Genomic DNA, 18,603 nt, shown 5'->3' on the forward strand with positions numbered 1-18,603 from the left:
TTTCTGAAAGCAGGGCTGTCTGTCGTTAAGCCCGCAGCTTTTTCTTTATCGGTAAGCTCTTTGGGAACGATATCAAGCAGGTAGCTGCGAATACCGGCTGCAGCCAAAAGCGCAGCGATTCCACCGCCCATGGTTCCTGAACCAATTATTGCGACTTTCCGAATTCTCTTTTTCAAAAATATTACCTCCAATCTTGCTATCCATTAATGGTTAGCCTGTTTAGCTAAAATAAGGGTAAGGTACTATGATCAACCACCCAATAATACAACATTCTCTCGTAAATCTACCTGGCTAGTTAACCCTCCTTTCCGTTTATGTATGGGTTGCCTGATCACTTACGGTTGCAATATCCATGCCAACTATGTGAATTAAATTACTAACTATCCAGTCCTGGGTATAAACGCCTTGTAATCCTGGTATAAGACGATTCGGTTGAAAACTGCAAACCAGATTACAAACTACCCCAAGATAGAAGTGTGCCGCCCATAGTTGTCAATTTGTGTCATAATGTACCACGTTGTAAATATTATTCAACCCTTAAATGGTGATTATACTTTTATGGTTGAAATTCCTGCTTGCGAATATTTAAATTATTTACTATTCAATCCGGTTGCTACGCACCCAGATCCTCATTTCCTGGGCTTCTTTTATTAATTCATCCTGAAACTGGGGATGAGCAATTTCTATCAATGCCTCCGCCCGTTTCCAGGTTGACTTGCCTTTAAGTAAAGCAATTCCGTTTTCAGTTACGATATATTGCACAACGGAGCGTGGGGTCGTTACTATTGATCCCCGGCTGAGAGCAGGCACAATGCGGGAATGCAATTTGCCATCTTTTCCTATGTAAGCAGAAGGCAAACATATCATACCTTTGCCGCCATGCGAACCGAAGGCTCCCATGGTGAAATCAAGCTGTCCGCCGGTTCCGGATATCTGCCGGATGCCGGATGATTCAGAGCTGACCTGACTGAATAAGTCAACTTCCACAGCGCCGTTAATGGATATAACTTTATCATTGAGTGCAATCATTTTGGGATCATTGGTGTAATGGCAAGGGTATGAAGCACAGACCGGGTTGTTGTCCAGGAAATTATATAATTTGTCGGTTCCCATGGCAAAGGTGTAGACCATTTTATAGCGGTCAATATTTTTGCGAGCCCCGGTTATGCGCCCGGTTTCATACATATCCACAAAAGAATCCACCAGCATCTCGGTATGGATGCCCAGATCTTTTAAGTCGCTTTCGGCTATTTTAGTACCGACAACGTTGGGAATGCCGCCGATACCTAATTGCAAGCAACAACCGTCTTCGATTTCAGGCATGATATGTTCGGCGATCTTACAATTAACAGGATCGGATTCGATAATCGGCAGCTGTATCAGAGGATTGTTATTGCCCTCTACGATATAGTCAACATTCGATATATGTATATTTTCGGAATTACCGCCCAGGCATTGAGGTACCGAGCTGTTCACTTCAACGATAATGGTAGAGGCTTTATGAAGATTAGCAGCGGTAAACGAATTGCTCGTTCCCAAGTTGAAAAATCCCTTGTTATCCATAGGGGCAACACAGATCATGGCGACATCATTTTCCACATACTTATGAACCGATCTTGAACCGTGGGAATAGCATAGGGGGACATAATAACACAGTCCCTGATCAGACAGCTTGCGTGATAGACCGCCAAAATGCCAATCATGCATGATGATATGTTCCTGTTTCGGATCAGCTTCTACAACTTTGGGCACATTGGTGAAAGACACGCTGTATAACTCCAAGTCATAAAGCTGGTCTATGCGCTTGGCGAGTGCCTCATCCAGGGCATGGGGGAACATGGCAAATTCGCTATAAAATATTTTGTCCCCGGATTTAACTACTTCCGCGGCTTTATCTGCACTAAGGAGTTTTTCTTCATATAATCTTTTGTTAGCATTTGTCATTTGCAAACTCTCCTATTATATATGTATTTTTTTATTTATAAAATATCGAACGGCTTATCCTTTAAAGCCCGCTATAATTATTTTTAATAAAAGTATATAGCGGGCTTTTAGTGCAGGGGTTGTTTTCGGCTCTCCTATTGCTTCGGCAAAATTAAGCTTATTTGCCTTTAAATACTGCTGGTCTGGATTCCAGGAATGCTCCCATGCCTTCCTTCTGATCTTCTGAGGCAAAGAGCATCGACCAGGCTATTTGCTCGGCTTTTAAGCCGGACTTGATATCCAGGTTCATGGAGTTGTTTATGCACATCTTTGCTTCGCGTAGGGCCAGGGCAGATTTTTTGGATATTTTCTTGGCGATTTTCTTGGCTGTAGCCATTACTTCAGCATTTGGCACGACCATATTAATCAAATCCATCTGCAGAGCCTGCTGGGCATTAAAGAAATCTCCGGTAAATATATAATACTTGGCAGTACATATGGAACCAGAGCGCAGCCATCTTTGGGTTCCCCCGCCGCCTGGCATAATACCCAGATTAATTTCCGGCATGCCGAAAGTAGCATCGTCACTGGCAATACGGATATCACTGGAGAGGGTAAATTCAAAGCCGCCGCCTAATGCGAGTCCTTGAACTGCAGCGATGGAAGGTTTATGGTTGTCTTCCAGAGCAGCCTGTACCCGGTGCACCCCATCCAGATAATTGCGGGCTTCAAAAGCAGTCATCTTGGCAACTTCCGCCAGGTCAGCCCCGGCACAAAATACCTTTTCATTACCACATATTATAATTACCCTTACTTCCGGGTCATAGCTGTAAGCGTTCAGAACATCGGTTGCTTCCTCCAAGATTTTTGGATTTACGGCGTTCATGGCTTTGGGACGGTTAAATTGAAGATAACCGATACCTTCTTCAACCCAAGCGTTAACAGTTTCATACTTTAATCCACGATAGCTCTCTGACATTTTTTATAATACCTCCTTAAATATTGTATGCAGCTTTTGGTTTTTTATTCCTTAACCTGCCGGGCAGGTTGGACAACGTTAAATTTGATTTTAGGGGATATATCTTAATCTTTTGGCCTCTGAACGCAGCCAATCCCTGAAGTCAGGATGGGCAATCCTGATTAGATCTTTAACCCGCGTTCTCATATCATTGCCTTTTATGTGAGCCACACCATATTCGGTAACAATGTTTTCAACGTCCTGACGGGTAGTGCTTACAAAAGCACCCGGGGTCAGCATCGGTTTAATGTTCGAGTGTCTTTCGCCGTTTTTATCGACATAGGTGGAATGTAGGGTTAGGAATGATTGTCCACCGCGAGAGCGCCAGGCTCCCTGGACAAAGTCAGATTGTCCGCCGGCTCCGGAATATTGAATCGGGCCGTGTGATTCTGAGGCTGCTTGTCCGGAAAGATCAACTTCGATCGTCCCGTTTACTGCGATCATGTTGTCGTGCTGCCCGATGATATAGGGATCGTTTACATATGAAGTGCAATGCATTTCTACCATGGGGTTGTTGTCAATAAATTTATACAGCTTTTGGGTACCAAAGGCGAAACAGCCGACCATTTTAAATCTGTTAATATTTTTTCTGGCACACGTTACCGCTCCGCATTCATAAAGATCCACCATGGAATCGGTCAGCATTTCTGAATGTATGCCCAGATCTTTTTTGTCCTTCAGACAATTGGCAATCGCATTGGGCATGCCGCCAATTCCAATCTGCAGACAGGCTCCATCCGGTATCAGTTCGGCCACATATTCGCCAATCATCTCGTCTTCCTTGGAAATAGGAACCGGAGGCATTTCCACCAGGGGCGCTGTATTCTCGCAAACAGCCGTTACCTCACTGATGTGGATATGATTGTTGCCAAAGGCGCGGGGCATGTTTTCATTTACTTCCAATAATAGTTCCCGGAAAACTCCCGCCTTGGCTGATCCCCAGCCTATATCGACATTGACTCCGGTACTGAAAAAACCGTGTTCGTCCATGGGCGAGACGACACAGACTACAGCGCCTTTGTTTAAATGGGCACGATGCTGAGTGACAACATCGATTACGTGCCCCAACCGGTTGGGGCTATAAGTATACAAGCCTTTTTGCACACCCAAGCGCACCGCCTCGGCCACAAATCCGCTATCAATCGTTATCCGATCCTGGAGTTCAGGGCTTAGGATATCCATCCATTTAACATCCAATCCCCCCACCCAGGTTACACCTTTTAAGTTGCCCTCGCGAATCCGTTTTCCGATGGCATTGCCAAGTGCTGCCGGGGCTCCGTTGCCCAGTGGGATCAGTATCCCGTCATCATCTTTAAGGTGTTTAACGCAGTCATCCGCACTGCCAAGTTTTTCTCTATACATTTCCTCCCATTTTTGATTCATTGTTTTCCCCCCCAATGATGCCACTTTTTCTAATCTTATTTAGGCATTTGTCTAAATATGGGCTGTGGCTGTTTGTTTCTCTGTTTAACAAGCTTGCGCCCGAGCTGATGATTTTCCTCATCAGCTCCAGCGCAATGAATAAACAAACTGTAATCTTTTCTATCTATGATGCTATGATGCTTTATTTTTTTAGTAGCCAGGATTTAATATTCAAATATCTCTACAGGTGCTTCCATACATGATGTATCGCCTATCTGGACTAATTCCAGGGTATGCCATACATTCGGAACGGCGTTATTTAAGTAGTAACGAGTGGAGAAGATTTTGCCCAGATAGAAGTTGTAGTCGTAGTGGTCAGATCCCAGTTCTTCCATACGGGCCAGGGCGATCTTGGCCTGATCCAAAAGCAGATAACCGCAATAAAGTTGGGCAGTAGCGGTCAGAATGCGGCGGGCATAGGTTGCCATTAAGCCAACTTTACCGCTTTGAACATATTTGCCAATCGCCATTTGGGTCTGGCGGTATGCTCCCAGAGCCTTTTCCAGGTGAGCCATTTCTTGTTCCAGTCCAGGTAATTTACCTTTATTCTCAGCCAGGAACTCATCGATTTCACCTAGTATACCTGCAAATAGGGTGCCTTTTTTCTGCATCCATTTACGGCCAATCAGATCCAGTGCCTGGATATAGTTGGTGCCTTCCCAAATAGACCAGATTTTACAGTCGCGGGCTGAATTAGCAGCGGGATAGTCTTCACAGTAACCATATCCGCCGTAGGATTGTAATGACTCAGCGATCAGACCCCAGGCTTCGTCACTGGGATAAGCTTTACACAGAGGGGTCAGCATGTCTAGTTTATCTTGGGCCCATTTTCTCTTTTCAGGGGTAGGGGCAAATTCACGCGCGTCTTCATAGTAGTAGCACTTAGCCAAAAGGGCTCTGCAAGCCTCGGTAGTAGCTTTATTTAAAAGATACATACGTTTTACGTCTTCATGCTGGTTTATCGAAACCTTGCCGGCTTTAGGATTGGACAAAAGGTTGCCTTGCACGCGATCCTTGCCGTAGTCCTTGGCATTCCAGTAAGCGTTGGCGGTAACCGCCAGAGCTAGACGGCCGGTATCCAGGCGGGCTTCATTCATCATATTGAACATCTGGACAATGCCCATGCCGACACCGTTTTCATCGGGAGCAGGCCCCATCAGCCAGCCGCGGCAGTTGTTTTCTTCACCAAATACCAGTTGGCAGGTTGCCGAGCCTTTTAAACCCAACTTGTGCTCGATACCAGCCGTTTGCACATCGTTAGGTGTTAAGGAGCCATCTTCGTTTACCCACAGTTTGGGGGTAATAAACAATGATAATCCCTTAGTTCCGGGAGCAGCACCTTCTACTCTGGCCAAAACGAGATGGACAACCTGATCAATATCATCGCGGTCGCCAACGGTTATAAATATTTTCTGACCTTTAATCTTATAAATTCTGGGATCATCGGTAGGAATAGCTTTGGTCAGGAGGCCGCCAACGTCTGAACCTACGCTGGGTTCAGTCAAGCACATGGAGCCGCCCCAGGTACCAGCATAGAGGTCAGGCAGAAACATCTCTTTCAAATAATCCTGCGCATAATGGTAAATAACATTAGCAACGGCGCCGCCGTTCGATACATATGACATCATCCCCGGGTTGGCAGCCGATAACATTTCCCATAGCAAGAAATAGATCGTTAAGGGAATTCCGCCCTCAGCTTCGAAATCAAAGGTGCTGGCACCCCAGCCTTGCTCCTGGAGGAATTTTATGGCTCCGTGGAATGAGGGAGGCAGATATACTTTGCCGTCTTCCCAGCGCGCCCCGATCTTGTCTGCGTCATCTGCGGTAGGCGCAACGATCTCTTCGGCAACTTTTCTAACCTGATCTACCAGAACATCGACATCATCTTTGGAATAATAGTCTTTGTAACGATCCCAGCTTAAAACATCATCAAGTGGTAACCATTCCTTAAGAATGAACTTAATATCCCTGGTGTTGTATGCATATTTGTATGACATTTCTCTACTCCCTTTCATGTTGCATTATTGTGTTATTAGAACCAAAGCCGCTGTTCGCAGAAGCCCAAACAGCCCCGTTCGGCAGTGGTAAAAACCAGCCTAATTCCTCAAAAATCAAATTTGGAAATTACAGAAAAATGGAGTCTTTAAATAGTTTATCCAAAGTCAATAAAACCTATAAAACTTCAGATTATCCCCCCTTTATTTTTTGGTAAGATACTTCTTAGTAAAATATATTTCTATAGTAGTATATTTAATTGCAATATTAATGCCAATTCTACAATTATTATATTTTTTCTACGGTATTTGCAAATCTGCGCAATTTCTCGGTAATTGAAATATTCCATCTGTGAGGTATGTAGTAGCATTTTACGTAATTTTAAGGCAAATTAGATCGCTAGGTCAAGGCAAACCTACCTGAGCCACTTCGCTTGCCATATTGTCCCGTAGTGTGCCAATATGGCAAGCGAAGTCTCTTCTATAGATCGATTCCGTGGTGTTAATAGGCGCGGATAGCGCAGATTTACACAGCTACCTTAACCGCAACCGTTAGGGGGCATCCTTAACCGCGACCTTCAGGAAACCCGTAGCGGAGGCTTTAGCCTCCGCGGGGAATACCAGGTAACTCCGCGTTGATTCTTCGATTAAATGGCGGGAATTGGGATCAGTTGTCCCCGCAGGGGGCGTCCTTAGCCGCAACCTTCAGGAAACCCGTAGCGGAGGCTTTAGCCTCCGCGGGGAATACCAGGTAACTCCGCGTTGATTCTTCGATTAAATGGCGGGAATTGGGATCAGTTGTCCCCGCAGGGGGCATCCTTAACCGCGACCTTCAGGGAGCATCAGTTGTCCCCGCAGGGGGCGCCCTTAACCGCAACCGTTAGGAAACCCGTAGCGGAGGCTTTAGCCTCCGCAGGGAATACCAGGTAATTCCGCATTGATTCTTCGATTAAATGGCGGGAATTGGGATCAGTTGTCCCCGCAGGGGGCATCCTTAGCCGCGACCTTCAGGGAGCATCAGTTGTCCCCGCAGGGGGCGCCCTTAACCGCAACCGTTAGGAAACCCGTAGCGGAGGCTTTAGCCTCCGCGGGGAATACCAGGTAATTCCGCATTGATTCTTCGATTAAATGGCGGGGATTTAGAAAGGAAATAATTCGACAGGGGATCATCCCCTGTCGAAGAGAAATTATCAGACGGTGGATTTCATTCCTGAAGCCAGCATCAGCATGGTCTGATTGCGATCCTCCATGCATATAGCCTGTTCCAGACCTCCGGCGTCCAGGTTCATGTTGATTGCTTCCTTGGTTAGATAGAGTCCCATGGGGTTCTTAGTCATCAGCTTGCGGGCATAGGCCAAACCGGTCTCATAAAGTTCCTCGCGCGGTACCATCTTGCTGACCAAACCCAGGTTCATGGCTTCTTCGGACGACATGAAATCTCCGGTATACATAAACTCATAGGCTCGGCCCGCACCGATTAAACGAGGCAGGAAATAACTGCAGGACATATCAGCCCCACCTAGCCCGATATTGATGTAGGCCGCACAAAAACGCGCATCTGGCGAGATCACCCGGATATCCGAAGCCAGTACAAAGCTGAATCCTTCTCCGGCCGCAGCGCCATGCACCATGGTGATAATCGGCTGGGGCGCTCGCCGCATGGCCAGGTTAAGACGAGCCAGGCGAGCCTGAAAACGGAAGTATTTGCGGACATCACCGGCATTTTCCTGGGCGCTTTTAATCGACCACTTCATGTCCAAACCAGAACAAAAACCCTTTTCCCCCGCTCCCTGAAGAAGAATGACAATCGTTTCTGAGTCGTCCATTCTTTTCGCCCAGAATTTCTCCAACTCGACCATCATTTCTCCATCGACAGCATTGTAATTCTGGGGTCGGTTCAAAGTCAACAAGCCTATACCGGGTTCAACCTTTTCCCACTTTAGTGTATTATACTGTTCCATCGCGTATTCCCCTTTCAGATATTCCTTAACAGACAACGTAACCACATACTACTGCTACTATATATAATACACCTTGTTAACTAAATAATCTGCCATGCCAAAACCCGAACGGGCGAAGGATTAAACCGCTTACGCATTTTTTATTTGGTATCGATTAAGCCATCTACCAAGTCCCGTAGCTGGTCAGCAGTTTGGGTCAATCTCTGGGTCATTTCCACAATCGTTCGCACTGATTGGGTCTGATTGATTGACAGGTTCTTCATACTCTCCATACTGATTGAAGATTTTTGGGTAGCGGCCGCTATGCTCTCCACCTGATGGACAACTTCATCTGTAATCGCCAGGTTTTCTTCATTTATAGCCGATAGCTCCTGCACCGCTGTATCAATATTAAGAGAACCCTGCACAATCTGCCCAAAAGTAGTCTCAGTTTTCTTGAGGGCAGCAGCCTGGCGTTGGTAAGCCTGATTCGATGAGGCAATCTCATTGACCGTTTGCTCCATGCCTCTTTTCATTTCCGCAATCAAGGCGGATATTTCCAGGGCGGCCTGACCTGATTCTTCAGCCAGCTGGCGCACCTCCTCTGCTACCACCGCAAATCCCCGGCCAGCCTCACCGGCCCGCGCGGCTTCAATCGCAGCATTCAAGGCTAATAGATTCGTCTGATCGGCAATTCCGGTAATTAGGGTTACGATATTTTGAATCTGCTGGGATTGATCATTTAAACCATTTACAGCCAGACTGACCGCCTGCTGAGCCCGTTCGCTATCCTGCATAGAATTTTCCTGTTCCCGCATGGCTTCGCGCCCTTCATCAACAACCGATCTAAAACGGGCCGATTGTTCGGTTACCAGTTGCACGTTGTGAACCGCAGCATTCAGGGCCTCGAGCATTTGCCGGGCAGATTCCACCGTCTGCCGGGCAAAATCCACCCCTTCTACGGACGCTTTAGAAAGAGCCTGCATACCGGTATTGACTTGCTCGGCAGCATTTCCGGTATCGGAAGCTGATGCTAGTACCTGTTGTGAGGCCGAGGAAATCATATTGGCTTTTTGTACCACTCCCTGAGACACTTCAATAAGGCTATCCGTTTTGCTGATCGCTTCTTCCTGCCCCTGCAGGGCTTTTCTGACCAACATACTGCCGGCATAGGCAGCTACGATAATAATTACTCCCACCAGTACAAAATCAGTATAGCGGGTCGTCAAGATCGAAACAGCGTTAGCGGTCGGCATCATACCCGGCTCAAAAAAAAGCAGCAGGGTATGAACAAGCAGGGTTAATATTGTGCCATAGACGGCCACCCACACATCAAAATAGAAAATACCCAGTGCTACGATAAAATAGAGATTTTGCCAAACTTCATCGGCATTGCTGACATAGCAGTTATATAAGAATAAAATTACGGCCACGGAAGTCATCGCCAGGTATTTACTAAATTTTTGACTGGGATATTTTCGGGTATAAAAATACACAACCACCATTATCAGTATTGAAATAAGCAACATAATGGTGGTACTGGTAAAGTTAATACTATGCGACTTTCCCGAAAAATAGATTCCGTATGTTACCAGGTAGCCTAATGCGAGTATAACGGCGGTAGCTCGAGAGATAAGCAGATGACTGTTACGCAAATGCTTAATAAGCAGCCGACTTTCCTTCATGGTTTATCCGCCCTTTCGATTGCTTGTTATTTAAACATTATTCTACTTAATAACCGGGAATCCTTCTATAACATGGAAAAAAAATGTTGCAACTTTATTTTTTGTCAAAAATATCATCTTTCGAAACTTCATTGTCCTGATTATATAAATTTTAAGAAAATTCCGCCTTCTTTATATCGTCAGGCAACCCTTATTGTTCATTAAAGGCACGCCGGTTCAAGGTATACGTTATTCCCCGCTAAAAACCGGCGGCCGCTTTTCGAAATATGCGGCCACACCTTCCAGGTGATCCTGCGTCTTCATTAGTTCTGTCTGCAGTTGATTGACCAGTTTAAGTCCTTTATCCATATCCATATGAGCACTTTGATATATTGCTTTTTTGGCCATTCCCATCGCCAGGGTAGGCCCCAGGGCGAAACTGCGGGCTAGTTTATACGTGCTTTCAACCAGTAAGCCTGCTACCACGACTGAATTAACAATCCCTAACTGATAAGCCTCCTCGGCACTGATTATCTTTCCTGTCCAGATAAGTTCAAGTGCCTTGCGCGGACCTACCAAACGCGGCAATAAATAACAATTGCCGATTAAACCGATATTAATGTATAATTGCCCGAAGCTGGCTTTGTTGGAGGCCAGGATATAATCACAGGCCATGGCAATCTCCCCGCCGGCTCCATGACAGGCACCGTTTACGCAGGCAATAACCGGTTTTGGCATAGTCATGAGTTTTTTCATTAACCTGGCACAGCCCTGTTCGGCAATCATCTCGGCTGCTTCGACCGGGGGCATCTCTCGGGCCATGTTCACTATTTCCAGATCATAACCATACGAAAATACCTCGTTCGCACCTGTCAGCACAACTACCCGGACTTGGGGACTGTTGGCACAGATTTCAATGGCTTGAACCATTTCCTCCAACATTGCAAAGTTAAGATTGTTTTCCTGGGATCTATCCATGGTTAGAGTAGCTATCCCCTGTTCTATGTCTAGTCTGATATACTTGAAATCCATGCAGGAACCTCCTTTATTATGTAGGATTTTTTCAGGATCTATATATGATAATATGAATGTTGCAATTCCCATGCCAAAATAATGTCTAAACCTGTTTTGTCGGCACAGTGCAAGGCAGTTCGTAATTGTTCCAGCTGGCAAACGTCATATTTTGCTTTTTTCTCCCCATTTCAGCAAAGATCCCGGGCTTAATCTGTGCCAGCCTGGTTATCAATATGTTTCATTATGTCGCATCTTAGGATAAGAGACCTGCACATTTTGAATGTCCAAAGTAAACTGCTAGAGTCCCGGCATCAGCGATTGAAATTAACAAATCTCTTTTAGGGGTAATCTGGCAGAAAAAGATTCGGGCAGCATCGCTGCCCGAATCCATCGTACGTCAATTTAGTTATAAAGACTTCATACTCTATTAAGATATAGCTTAATCTTCTTCTATGCCAGCCAAATATTTAGCCAATTTCTTCTTGCCTTTAATATCATAGCTGCCCATGATAGCGATATCTTCCATAATCGGAGAGCCGCCGCCGTGTACACCTGCTACCAGCAAGGCTGCGCCAACTTCGCCGGTGAGGATATCACTGGCCAGATGGTAGGCCCGATAATGATTTTCCTCGGAAATGCCGGTGCGCCGTTTGGTGTATTTGCGTACAAAGTCACCAATCTCGGGGTTGTTGTATTCGCTTGACAGGGGCAAGGTTGCCGGCAGTCCGCCTGCGATATCACACAGGGTTTCGTATTCACTATACATGTGATGGCCGGCATGACGTCTGCCAACGTTAGCATAGATAACGTTTGGAACCATAGTTCCGGAAGGTGCCTTGGTAGATTTAATACTAGCAGCAATACCAGCCGCAAATACCAATTCGGCCACACTGATCAGTTCAGCCAATTGGGCCCGGGTATGTCCGGTTTTTTCCACTCCATTATAATCAGCGAGCAGAGCCGTGGTTCCCAGGATTACATCGCCAATACCGGGCTTGCAGCCACAGTAGCTATGACGATGATACAGAGCAAAGAGCAGGGCTAGTTGTCCGCCGATATCTGTTTCTCCGTTAAGGAAGATCCTTTCATTCGGGACAAATACATTGTCAAATACCGTCATGCTCTCCAGATCACCCAGTTTGGTGTACGGGGCAGACAGGTTGTCAGCTCTTTCCAGTGAAAAAGCCTCCCGGACAATCAGGTGAACGCCTTCGGTATCAGCCGGAATAGCAAATGCGATGGCATAATCCTTTTCATCTTTGCCCAGTGCCCGGGTCGGGAATGCTAATATTTCATCGGCATACGGTGCCATGGTGTTGTGCAACTTGGCTCCTCTTACTACTACACCGTCTTCTCTTCTCTCTACTACATGCAGGTACATATCGGGATCATCTTGTTCACCCGGTCTCTTGCTGCGGTCGCCTTTGGCGTCAGTCTGGGCAGCTGCTCCCACCAGGTCATTTTCCTGGAAATACTCCAGATACTTCAGCCAACGTTCATGATAGTTGGTACCATATTTTAAATCAGCGTTTTTAGTAGCTACTGACAAACCATTCATGGAGTCAGCACCCATACAGCGCTGAATGCATCCACCGATGCGGTTACAGAGAACGCGGGTCATCTCCTGCTTCATGAGCAGATCCTCAGGAGTCTGGTGGATATGACAGAATCTGTTGATAGGTTTCCCGCTGATGTGGGAGGTAGTTTTTAGCCATTTTTCGTAATGAGGATCATTGGCCAGATCAAAGGTTAACTGAATAGCCTGGCTGGCGTGTAATACCTTGGGATGATCGCGTCCGACACATTTACCTTCAAGATAGACGTTGGGTCTCATACTGGCAAGTTTCTCTAAATATTCTTGGGATGTTCTCATTGTTTCGCCCTCCTTAAATATTTCTACCTAAATTCCAAGGCCCCTCGCAGTTAAAGTCTAACACAATTTGTGTCATTTTGCTATAGCATTTAATATAAACAATATTAATTAAAGCCAGTTCCAATCCAAAGGATGCTACGTGTTGCGCCTTGTAGCCGCGCCCTCAGGTCGTTTTGTGCTTCAATATTATTGGCATTAACTTCGCCAAATATCGGAGGTTACAGCGGTAAAGGGCACCACTCCTTATACATGCTAAGGCTCTAATAAAACAGGTATTATTTATATGATGCCAATTTGGCACATTATCTAGAACCCGGATGTGTCAGTATGTGCCACACTGCTGCTATGCCGGACAATGCTCCGTCTTAAACTATTTGGGTTTGACCGCCATCTGCCATCAGTATATAGCCGTTAACCAGTAATATAATCGGAAGCTGCCGTACAAAAACTATGACACCATAAAGATCAACGTAAATACCCCAACTAAAATAAGGCCCTCTTCTCACGATATTGTTTTTTTAAGTGTCCGCCATTCATGTGTGTTGAGAATGCCTGACGCCGCTCCATTTAAGATATTTTATAGCAAGCCCACTTGACGGTCCGATCCTTTATGCGGGTTAGCACTGTACCTTTATTGATGTTCAAGCAATGGGATTTGGGGTTGCAAGGGTGCCCCACCCAAGCCAGCTGCTGACGTAATATTTATGATCTTCCCCCACCCTGTACTCATTTCCTTGGATGCCATTACCGACAGTTGATAAATTCCGGTAAGGTTAGATCCATAATCTGCTGCTATCTTTTCAAGGGGTAGTCCACAGTATCAACGTCCAGGTATATCCGGCATTATTGCCGGAATAATCGGTGTGCCAAATGTAATTTAAATCAAGTTTTTACTTTACGCTCAAGGTTTTCCCTCGCCCCATCAATTATCAGCAATCAGGTAGCTTTACCGTTGTGGACTGTTTCTAAGGTATCACCTCCGATTATTACTACAGGCTGGCAATCAGCAATCAACTGCTCTCGATACGGTATAGCAAATTGCGTGCCAACCTATTTTAACTGCCATATCCCCGCAGTTACGGGTTTTTTTCCTTTCTGCCAGCTTTTAAATTAGCCCACTCAAGTAACATTCTGTGTCATATTGTGCCGAAGTGCATCAAATGTTATAGTATAGATAAGCTCAATATTTATTTTTTCGGAGGAGATGTTGGGATGACAAACTGGGAGCTTCGCCAAAAATGGAAGGAACTTCATCAAAATCCAGACCATAGAAACTCCTTGCGCCCGGAAATAGCTGATTCTTGGGAACGCAGCTATGACTACCAGATAAACCCCTACCTGCGTGAAAATCCCTATATCTGCACCCGGGCAGAGTTAGCCCAATACCAGGATAATTCTGCTTATCTAATTGCAACCAGTGACCGCATTATGAACAGCTTATTTGAATTCGTAGCCGGCACTGGTTTCGTTGTGACTCTGGCAGACCCTAATATGTGCATATTAAAGGTAGTCGGGGATCCTGAGTCGCTGGCCTGGGCTAATAATGCTTATCTGGTAGAAGGTTCTATGTGGTCTGAGGATCTGGTTGGCACAAATGCCGGTGCCCTTGCGTTAGCCTTAGCTAAACCGATTTCAGTCTATGGCTATGAACATTTTTGTTTATTTTCGCACGTTGCCGCCTGCTCATGTGCCCCCATAATTGATCAGGGCAAAATTATTGGCGCTCTGGGAATGGTGGCCCCCTATGACAAGGTCAGCAACCATACCCTGGGAATGGTAGTAGCCGCAACCAAGCATATCAAATCCAGGATTGCTATGGAAAAAGCCAAAAGATACCATGAGGTTATCATGGAATCAATGGCCGAAGGTTTATTTACACTGGACTTAAACGGCAACATTAATTACATGAATGAAAACTGCGCCCGCATTTTTAAATTTCAAAAGGATGCAGTGATTGGTCGTAATATCTTTGATTTACTAGGGCATAAAACGGAAAATCATTATTTTATAAATAAAATTACCCAGGGACGCACTATTACTGATGAAAATTTCACCTTGGCTATCGGTCGGGAAACGATTCACTGCAATGTGACCTGCAATCCCATGCGGGATTTGGATTCGGCAGACGGCGGCGCGGTTGTAATCGTTCGGGAAAGCCACCGTATTAATCGCCTTGTCAGAAACTACATAGGCGGGGGTGCCAAAGTTACTTTTGACGATATCATCGGCAAGGACCAGCGCTTTGCCCAAGTTATAAAAACTGCCCGGGCGGCAGCATCATCTTCGTCAAACGTTTTGCTGCTGGGAGAAAGCGGCACCGGTAAGGATATCATTGCCCAAGCTATGCACAACGCCGGTCCCCGCAAGAACAACTCTTACCTGGCTATTAACTGCGCGGCCCTACCCCGGGATTTAATCGCCAGTGAACTCTTCGGCTATGAAGACGGGGCATTTACCGGAGCGAGAAAAGGCGGCAACGTCGGCAAGTTTGAACTTGCCGACCAGGGCACAATATTCCTTGATGAAATCGGCGATATGCCTTTGGACTTGCAAGCTTCGCTCTTACGGGTGCTGGAAGAAAAGAAGGTTATGCGCCTGGGCGGGGTCAAACTGGTACCGGTTAATGTGCGGGTCATTGCGGCTACCAACAAAGATTTGGAGCAGGAAATTGAACGCAACCGCTTCAGACGCGATCTTTTCTATCGTCTGGGCGTTATTAAGATAACCATTCCCCCTCTGCGGGAGAGGCCGGATGATATCCTGCCCCTGGCTGAAGCCTTTATCGAGAGAACCTGTAAACGGTTTAACAAACCCCATATGACCCTGGCGCCTGATGTAGTAGACGCTTTTTTGTCCTACGAATGGCCCGGGAATGTACGGGAAATGCAAAATGTCATTGAAGGCTCCATACAACTGGCCCCGGATAATGTTATCTGCTATGAGCTGGTGAGTGAATACTTCGTGAACAAAAATGTTGCCAAGCCGGCTGACCAGGAGATTACTAATGTAGCGGCTATTGAAAAACAAATGATTATTGACTGCCTGGTGAAATACAAATATAACAAGACTGAGGCTGCCAAAGCTCTGGGCATGTCCCGCCGGACTTTGTACCGCCGCCTGGCGGAGTACAATATAATGGACTGACTTCGTCCTCCCGGATTCCTTTGCTACTCACAAAAAAAGCTCACAACCTTTGGGTTGTGAGCTTTTTGTTGTTGTGATTGGTTCGCTGTTATTCTGCGTCGGGTATTCTCATTTTGTAGAATGAACGCCATACGAAGTAAACGGCTATTGCCAGGAAGATGACTCCAAATACCGGAGCAACATCTCTGAAGGTTTCGGAAATAGCAATTTCCATAGCCAGCAAACCGAACAGGGTGGTAAATTTGATAATCGGGTTCAGGGCAACGGAAGAGGTGTCCTTGAAGGGGTCACCAACGGTATCACCAACAACGGAAGCTTCGTGCAGCGCAGTACCTTTTTCCTGCAGGTCGACTTCAACTACCTTCTTGGCGTTATCCCAGCATCCGCCGGCATTAGCCATAAAGACGGCTTGGAACAGACCGATTACCGCGATGGAAATCAGGTAAGCTACGAAGAAAGCTACCGGAGCAGTTGCGCCGCCGCTGGGAGCTGACAGGCATGCAAGTGCCAGAGCAAAGGAGAAGATACCGATAAATATGTTAAACATACCGGATTGTGCATATTGAGTACAGATTTTAACAACTTCCTTGGATTTTTCGGTATTAGCTTTTACGTCAGCATCTTCTTCCAGGTTAATATTGCGCTTGATATATTCTACCGCTCTATACGCACCGGTTGTAACCGCCTGGGTTGACGCGCCGGTAAACCAGTAGATAACCGCACCACCACAGAGGAAACCCAAAATGGTATAAGGATTTAACATAGTCAGGATCGTAGCGGGATCGACTTCCAGGACGTTCTGGATAACCAGGATCAAGGAGAATATCATGGTTGTCGCACCTACAACGGCCGTTCCAATCAGAACCGGTTTGGCAGTTGCCTTAAAGGTATTGCCAGCACCATCATTGGCTTCCAGGTAGTATTTACTCATTTCGAAATCAGGTTTGAAACCAAAGTTTTTCTCGATATCTTTTTCAATATTGGGAACAGCTTCGATCAGGGACAGTTCATAAATGGACTGAGCATTGTCGGTAACCGGGCCATAGCTATCAACGGCAATAGTAACCGGACCCATGCCCAACATTCCGAAAGCCACTAGACCAAAGGCAAATATGGAAGCATAGCTCATAATCGCAACGGGTATCGACATGCTGGCAACATAGGCGCCAAACATAATGCCTACAAACACCAAGCCAATCCAAAACGCGCTGAAATTACCTGCTACCATACCGGACAGAATGTTCAGTGAAGGTCCACCTTCGCGGGAAGCCTTAACAACTTCGGCAACGTGGGTGGAATTTGGGCTGGTAAATATCTTGGTAACTTCAGGAATAACAGCTGCTGCCAAAGTTCCCAGACTGATGATCAACGCCATAATAGCCCATAGATCTGTCAGCACTGTAACTTGTCCGGAGCCAGGTCCTAAAATGTAGTAAGAGGCAAGGAAAGTAACTGCAATAGAGATCAAAGAAGTCAACCAAACCAAGCTGGTAAGGGGTGCTTCAAAGTCAAACTTATCTGCGCTACCGAATCTAGACTGACTGACAGCGTGGTTGATGTAGAAAGAAACTATAGAGGTAATAACCATTAGAATACGGATAACAAAGATCCAGGTCAGCAATATGGTCTGTAATTCGGGAGCCACTGCCAGGACAATAAAGGTTACCAGGGCTACCCCGGTAACACCGTAGGTTTCAAATCCATCAGCGGTGGGCCCAATGCTGTCACCGGCATTGTCACCGGTACAGTCGGCTATAACACCTGGATTACGCGGGTCGTCTTCTTCGATGCCGAAGACGATTTTCATCAGGTCAGCACCAATGTCAGCGATTTTGGTAAATATACCACCGGCAATACGTAGGGCACTGGCACCTAAAGATTCACCAATGGCAAAGCCTATGAAGCTGGCACCGGCTAATTCACGGGGAACAAACAACAGAATTATAAGCATCATGACCAGCTCAACGCAGACCAGGAGCACCCCGATGCTCATTCCAGCGTCCAAGGCTGTATTTAATACTTTAAGCGGCTTTCTTTCCAGAGAGGAAAAGGCCACGCGGCTGTTTGCCAGAGTGTTCATGCGGATACCGTACCAGGCCACACTGTAGGAGCCTAAAATACCGATAACCGTCCACATCAGAATGAATAGCACTCCACCTATTGGCATATTCTGCAGGAAACCAAAGTAGAAAGCTATACATACACCTATAAAGGCAAACAGGATAATCAGCAGTTTCCCCTGTTGGATCAGATATGTCTTACAGGTCTCGTAAATAGTATTGGCTACATCCAACATTGTTTGATGTGCCTGAAGTTTTTGTACCTTTTTGAATTGATAGAAACCAAAGAGCATACCCAGGATACATACCCCTATGCCTATAAACAGGAGCGTATGCTGTGACTGACTCAGTTGGGGCAACACCAGATTTGCCTCGCCTGCATATGCAGTGGCTGGCGCAACCAGGAGTACAGCTAAGCCGAATATACTGCTTAAGATAGCACGAGCCACCTTGTTATCAAGCATTAGCTTCATTTTTTAGATCACTTCCTCAAATTAATTTAGTCCATTGTTGTATACTGAAAAGTAGGGTACAAACCAGTTCTCCAAATA

At 46.0% G+C, this 18,603-nt stretch carries 11 protein-coding genes; 1 reads left to right on the forward strand and 10 read right to left on the reverse strand.

The genetic code is table 11. The features are described from left to right. The 9 genes from AAV90_RS15745 to AAV90_RS11780 form a co-directional block, all read right to left on the reverse strand. The coding region (locus AAV90_RS15745) for a 3-hydroxyacyl-CoA dehydrogenase NAD-binding domain-containing protein (RefSeq protein WP_423229776.1) at positions 1-191 on the reverse strand (191 nt) is incomplete at its 3' end. A 406-nt stretch (positions 192-597) separates the two neighbouring features. Continuing rightward, positions 598-1,944 carry an acetyl-CoA hydrolase/transferase family protein gene (locus AAV90_RS11745; protein WP_046499353.1) on the reverse strand — a complete coding sequence of 449 codons (1,347 nt, stop codon included), beginning with the start codon at positions 1,942-1,944 and terminating at the stop codon, positions 598-600. 157 nt (positions 1,945-2,101) lie between these two features. Further along, a complete protein-coding gene (locus tag AAV90_RS11750) occupies positions 2,102-2,902 on the reverse strand; it encodes an enoyl-CoA hydratase/isomerase family protein (protein WP_046499356.1) in 801 nt (266 codons plus the stop codon). A gap of 90 nt (positions 2,903-2,992) precedes the next feature. Further along, a complete protein-coding gene (locus AAV90_RS11755) occupies positions 2,993-4,324 on the reverse strand; it encodes an acetyl-CoA hydrolase/transferase family protein (RefSeq protein ID WP_046499358.1) in 1,332 nt (443 codons plus the stop codon). Between the two features lie 203 nt (positions 4,325-4,527). Next, positions 4,528-6,360, reverse strand: coding sequence for an acyl-CoA dehydrogenase family protein (locus AAV90_RS11760; RefSeq protein WP_046499360.1), 1,833 nt, complete (start codon positions 6,358-6,360; stop codon positions 4,528-4,530). A 1,187-nt stretch (positions 6,361-7,547) separates the two neighbouring features. Then, complete coding sequence (locus AAV90_RS11765) at positions 7,548-8,354, reverse strand: enoyl-CoA hydratase/isomerase family protein (RefSeq protein ID WP_242847558.1); 807 nt, start codon at positions 8,352-8,354, stop codon at positions 7,548-7,550. 104 nt (positions 8,355-8,458) lie between these two features. Further along, on the reverse strand, positions 8,459-9,982 hold the full coding sequence (locus AAV90_RS11770) for a methyl-accepting chemotaxis protein (protein WP_046499364.1): 1,524 nt from the start codon (positions 9,980-9,982) through the stop codon (positions 8,459-8,461). A 228-nt stretch (positions 9,983-10,210) separates the two neighbouring features. Then, a complete protein-coding gene (locus tag AAV90_RS11775; protein ID WP_046499375.1) occupies positions 10,211-10,993 on the reverse strand; it encodes an enoyl-CoA hydratase/isomerase family protein in 783 nt (260 codons plus the stop codon). A 421-nt stretch (positions 10,994-11,414) separates the two neighbouring features. After that, complete coding sequence (locus AAV90_RS11780) at positions 11,415-12,848, reverse strand: 4-hydroxyphenylacetate 3-hydroxylase family protein (protein ID WP_046499383.1); 1,434 nt, start codon at positions 12,846-12,848, stop codon at positions 11,415-11,417. 1,212 nt (positions 12,849-14,060) lie between these two features. On the opposite strand from AAV90_RS11780, the gene AAV90_RS11785 reads away from it, so the two are divergent. After that, positions 14,061-15,992 (forward strand): sigma-54-dependent Fis family transcriptional regulator, encoded by a 1,932-nt coding sequence (locus tag AAV90_RS11785; protein WP_046499390.1) that lies wholly within the window; start codon positions 14,061-14,063, stop codon positions 15,990-15,992. Positions 15,993-16,080: 88 nt separating this feature from the next. Here AAV90_RS11785 and AAV90_RS11790 read toward each other — a convergent pair whose 3' ends face one another. Then, entirely contained in the window at positions 16,081-18,516 is a 2,436-nt protein-coding gene (locus tag AAV90_RS11790) for a sodium-translocating pyrophosphatase (RefSeq protein ID WP_157609564.1), read from the reverse strand. Positions 18,517-18,603: the final 87 nt, after the last annotated feature.

Source organism: Syntrophomonas zehnderi OL-4 (assembly GCF_000983115.1).
GTDB lineage: Bacteria > Bacillota > Syntrophomonadia > Syntrophomonadales > Syntrophomonadaceae > Syntrophomonas_B > Syntrophomonas_B zehnderi.

Coding starts and splice junctions, on each gene's coding strand:
- AAV90_RS11775 (WP_046499375.1), bottom strand. CDS start 10,993: ATGGATTTCAAGTATATCAGACTAGACATAGAACAGGGGATAGCTACT.
- AAV90_RS11790 (WP_157609564.1), bottom strand. CDS start 18,516: ATGCTTGATAACAAGGTGGCTCGTGCTATCTTAAGCAGTATATTCGGC.
- AAV90_RS11745 (WP_046499353.1), bottom strand. CDS start 1,944: ATGACAAATGCTAACAAAAGATTATATGAAGAAAAACTCCTTAGTGCA.
- AAV90_RS11780 (WP_046499383.1), bottom strand. CDS start 12,848: ATGAGAACATCCCAAGAATATTTAGAGAAACTTGCCAGTATGAGACCC.
- AAV90_RS11785 (WP_046499390.1), top strand. CDS start 14,061: ATGACAAACTGGGAGCTTCGCCAAAAATGGAAGGAACTTCATCAAAAT.
- AAV90_RS11750 (WP_046499356.1), bottom strand. CDS start 2,902: ATGTCAGAGAGCTATCGTGGATTAAAGTATGAAACTGTTAACGCTTGG.
- AAV90_RS11755 (WP_046499358.1), bottom strand. CDS start 4,324: ATGAATCAAAAATGGGAGGAAATGTATAGAGAAAAACTTGGCAGTGCG.
- AAV90_RS11770 (WP_046499364.1), bottom strand. CDS start 9,982: ATGAAGGAAAGTCGGCTGCTTATTAAGCATTTGCGTAACAGTCATCTG.
- AAV90_RS11760 (WP_046499360.1), bottom strand. CDS start 6,360: ATGTCATACAAATATGCATACAACACCAGGGATATTAAGTTCATTCTT.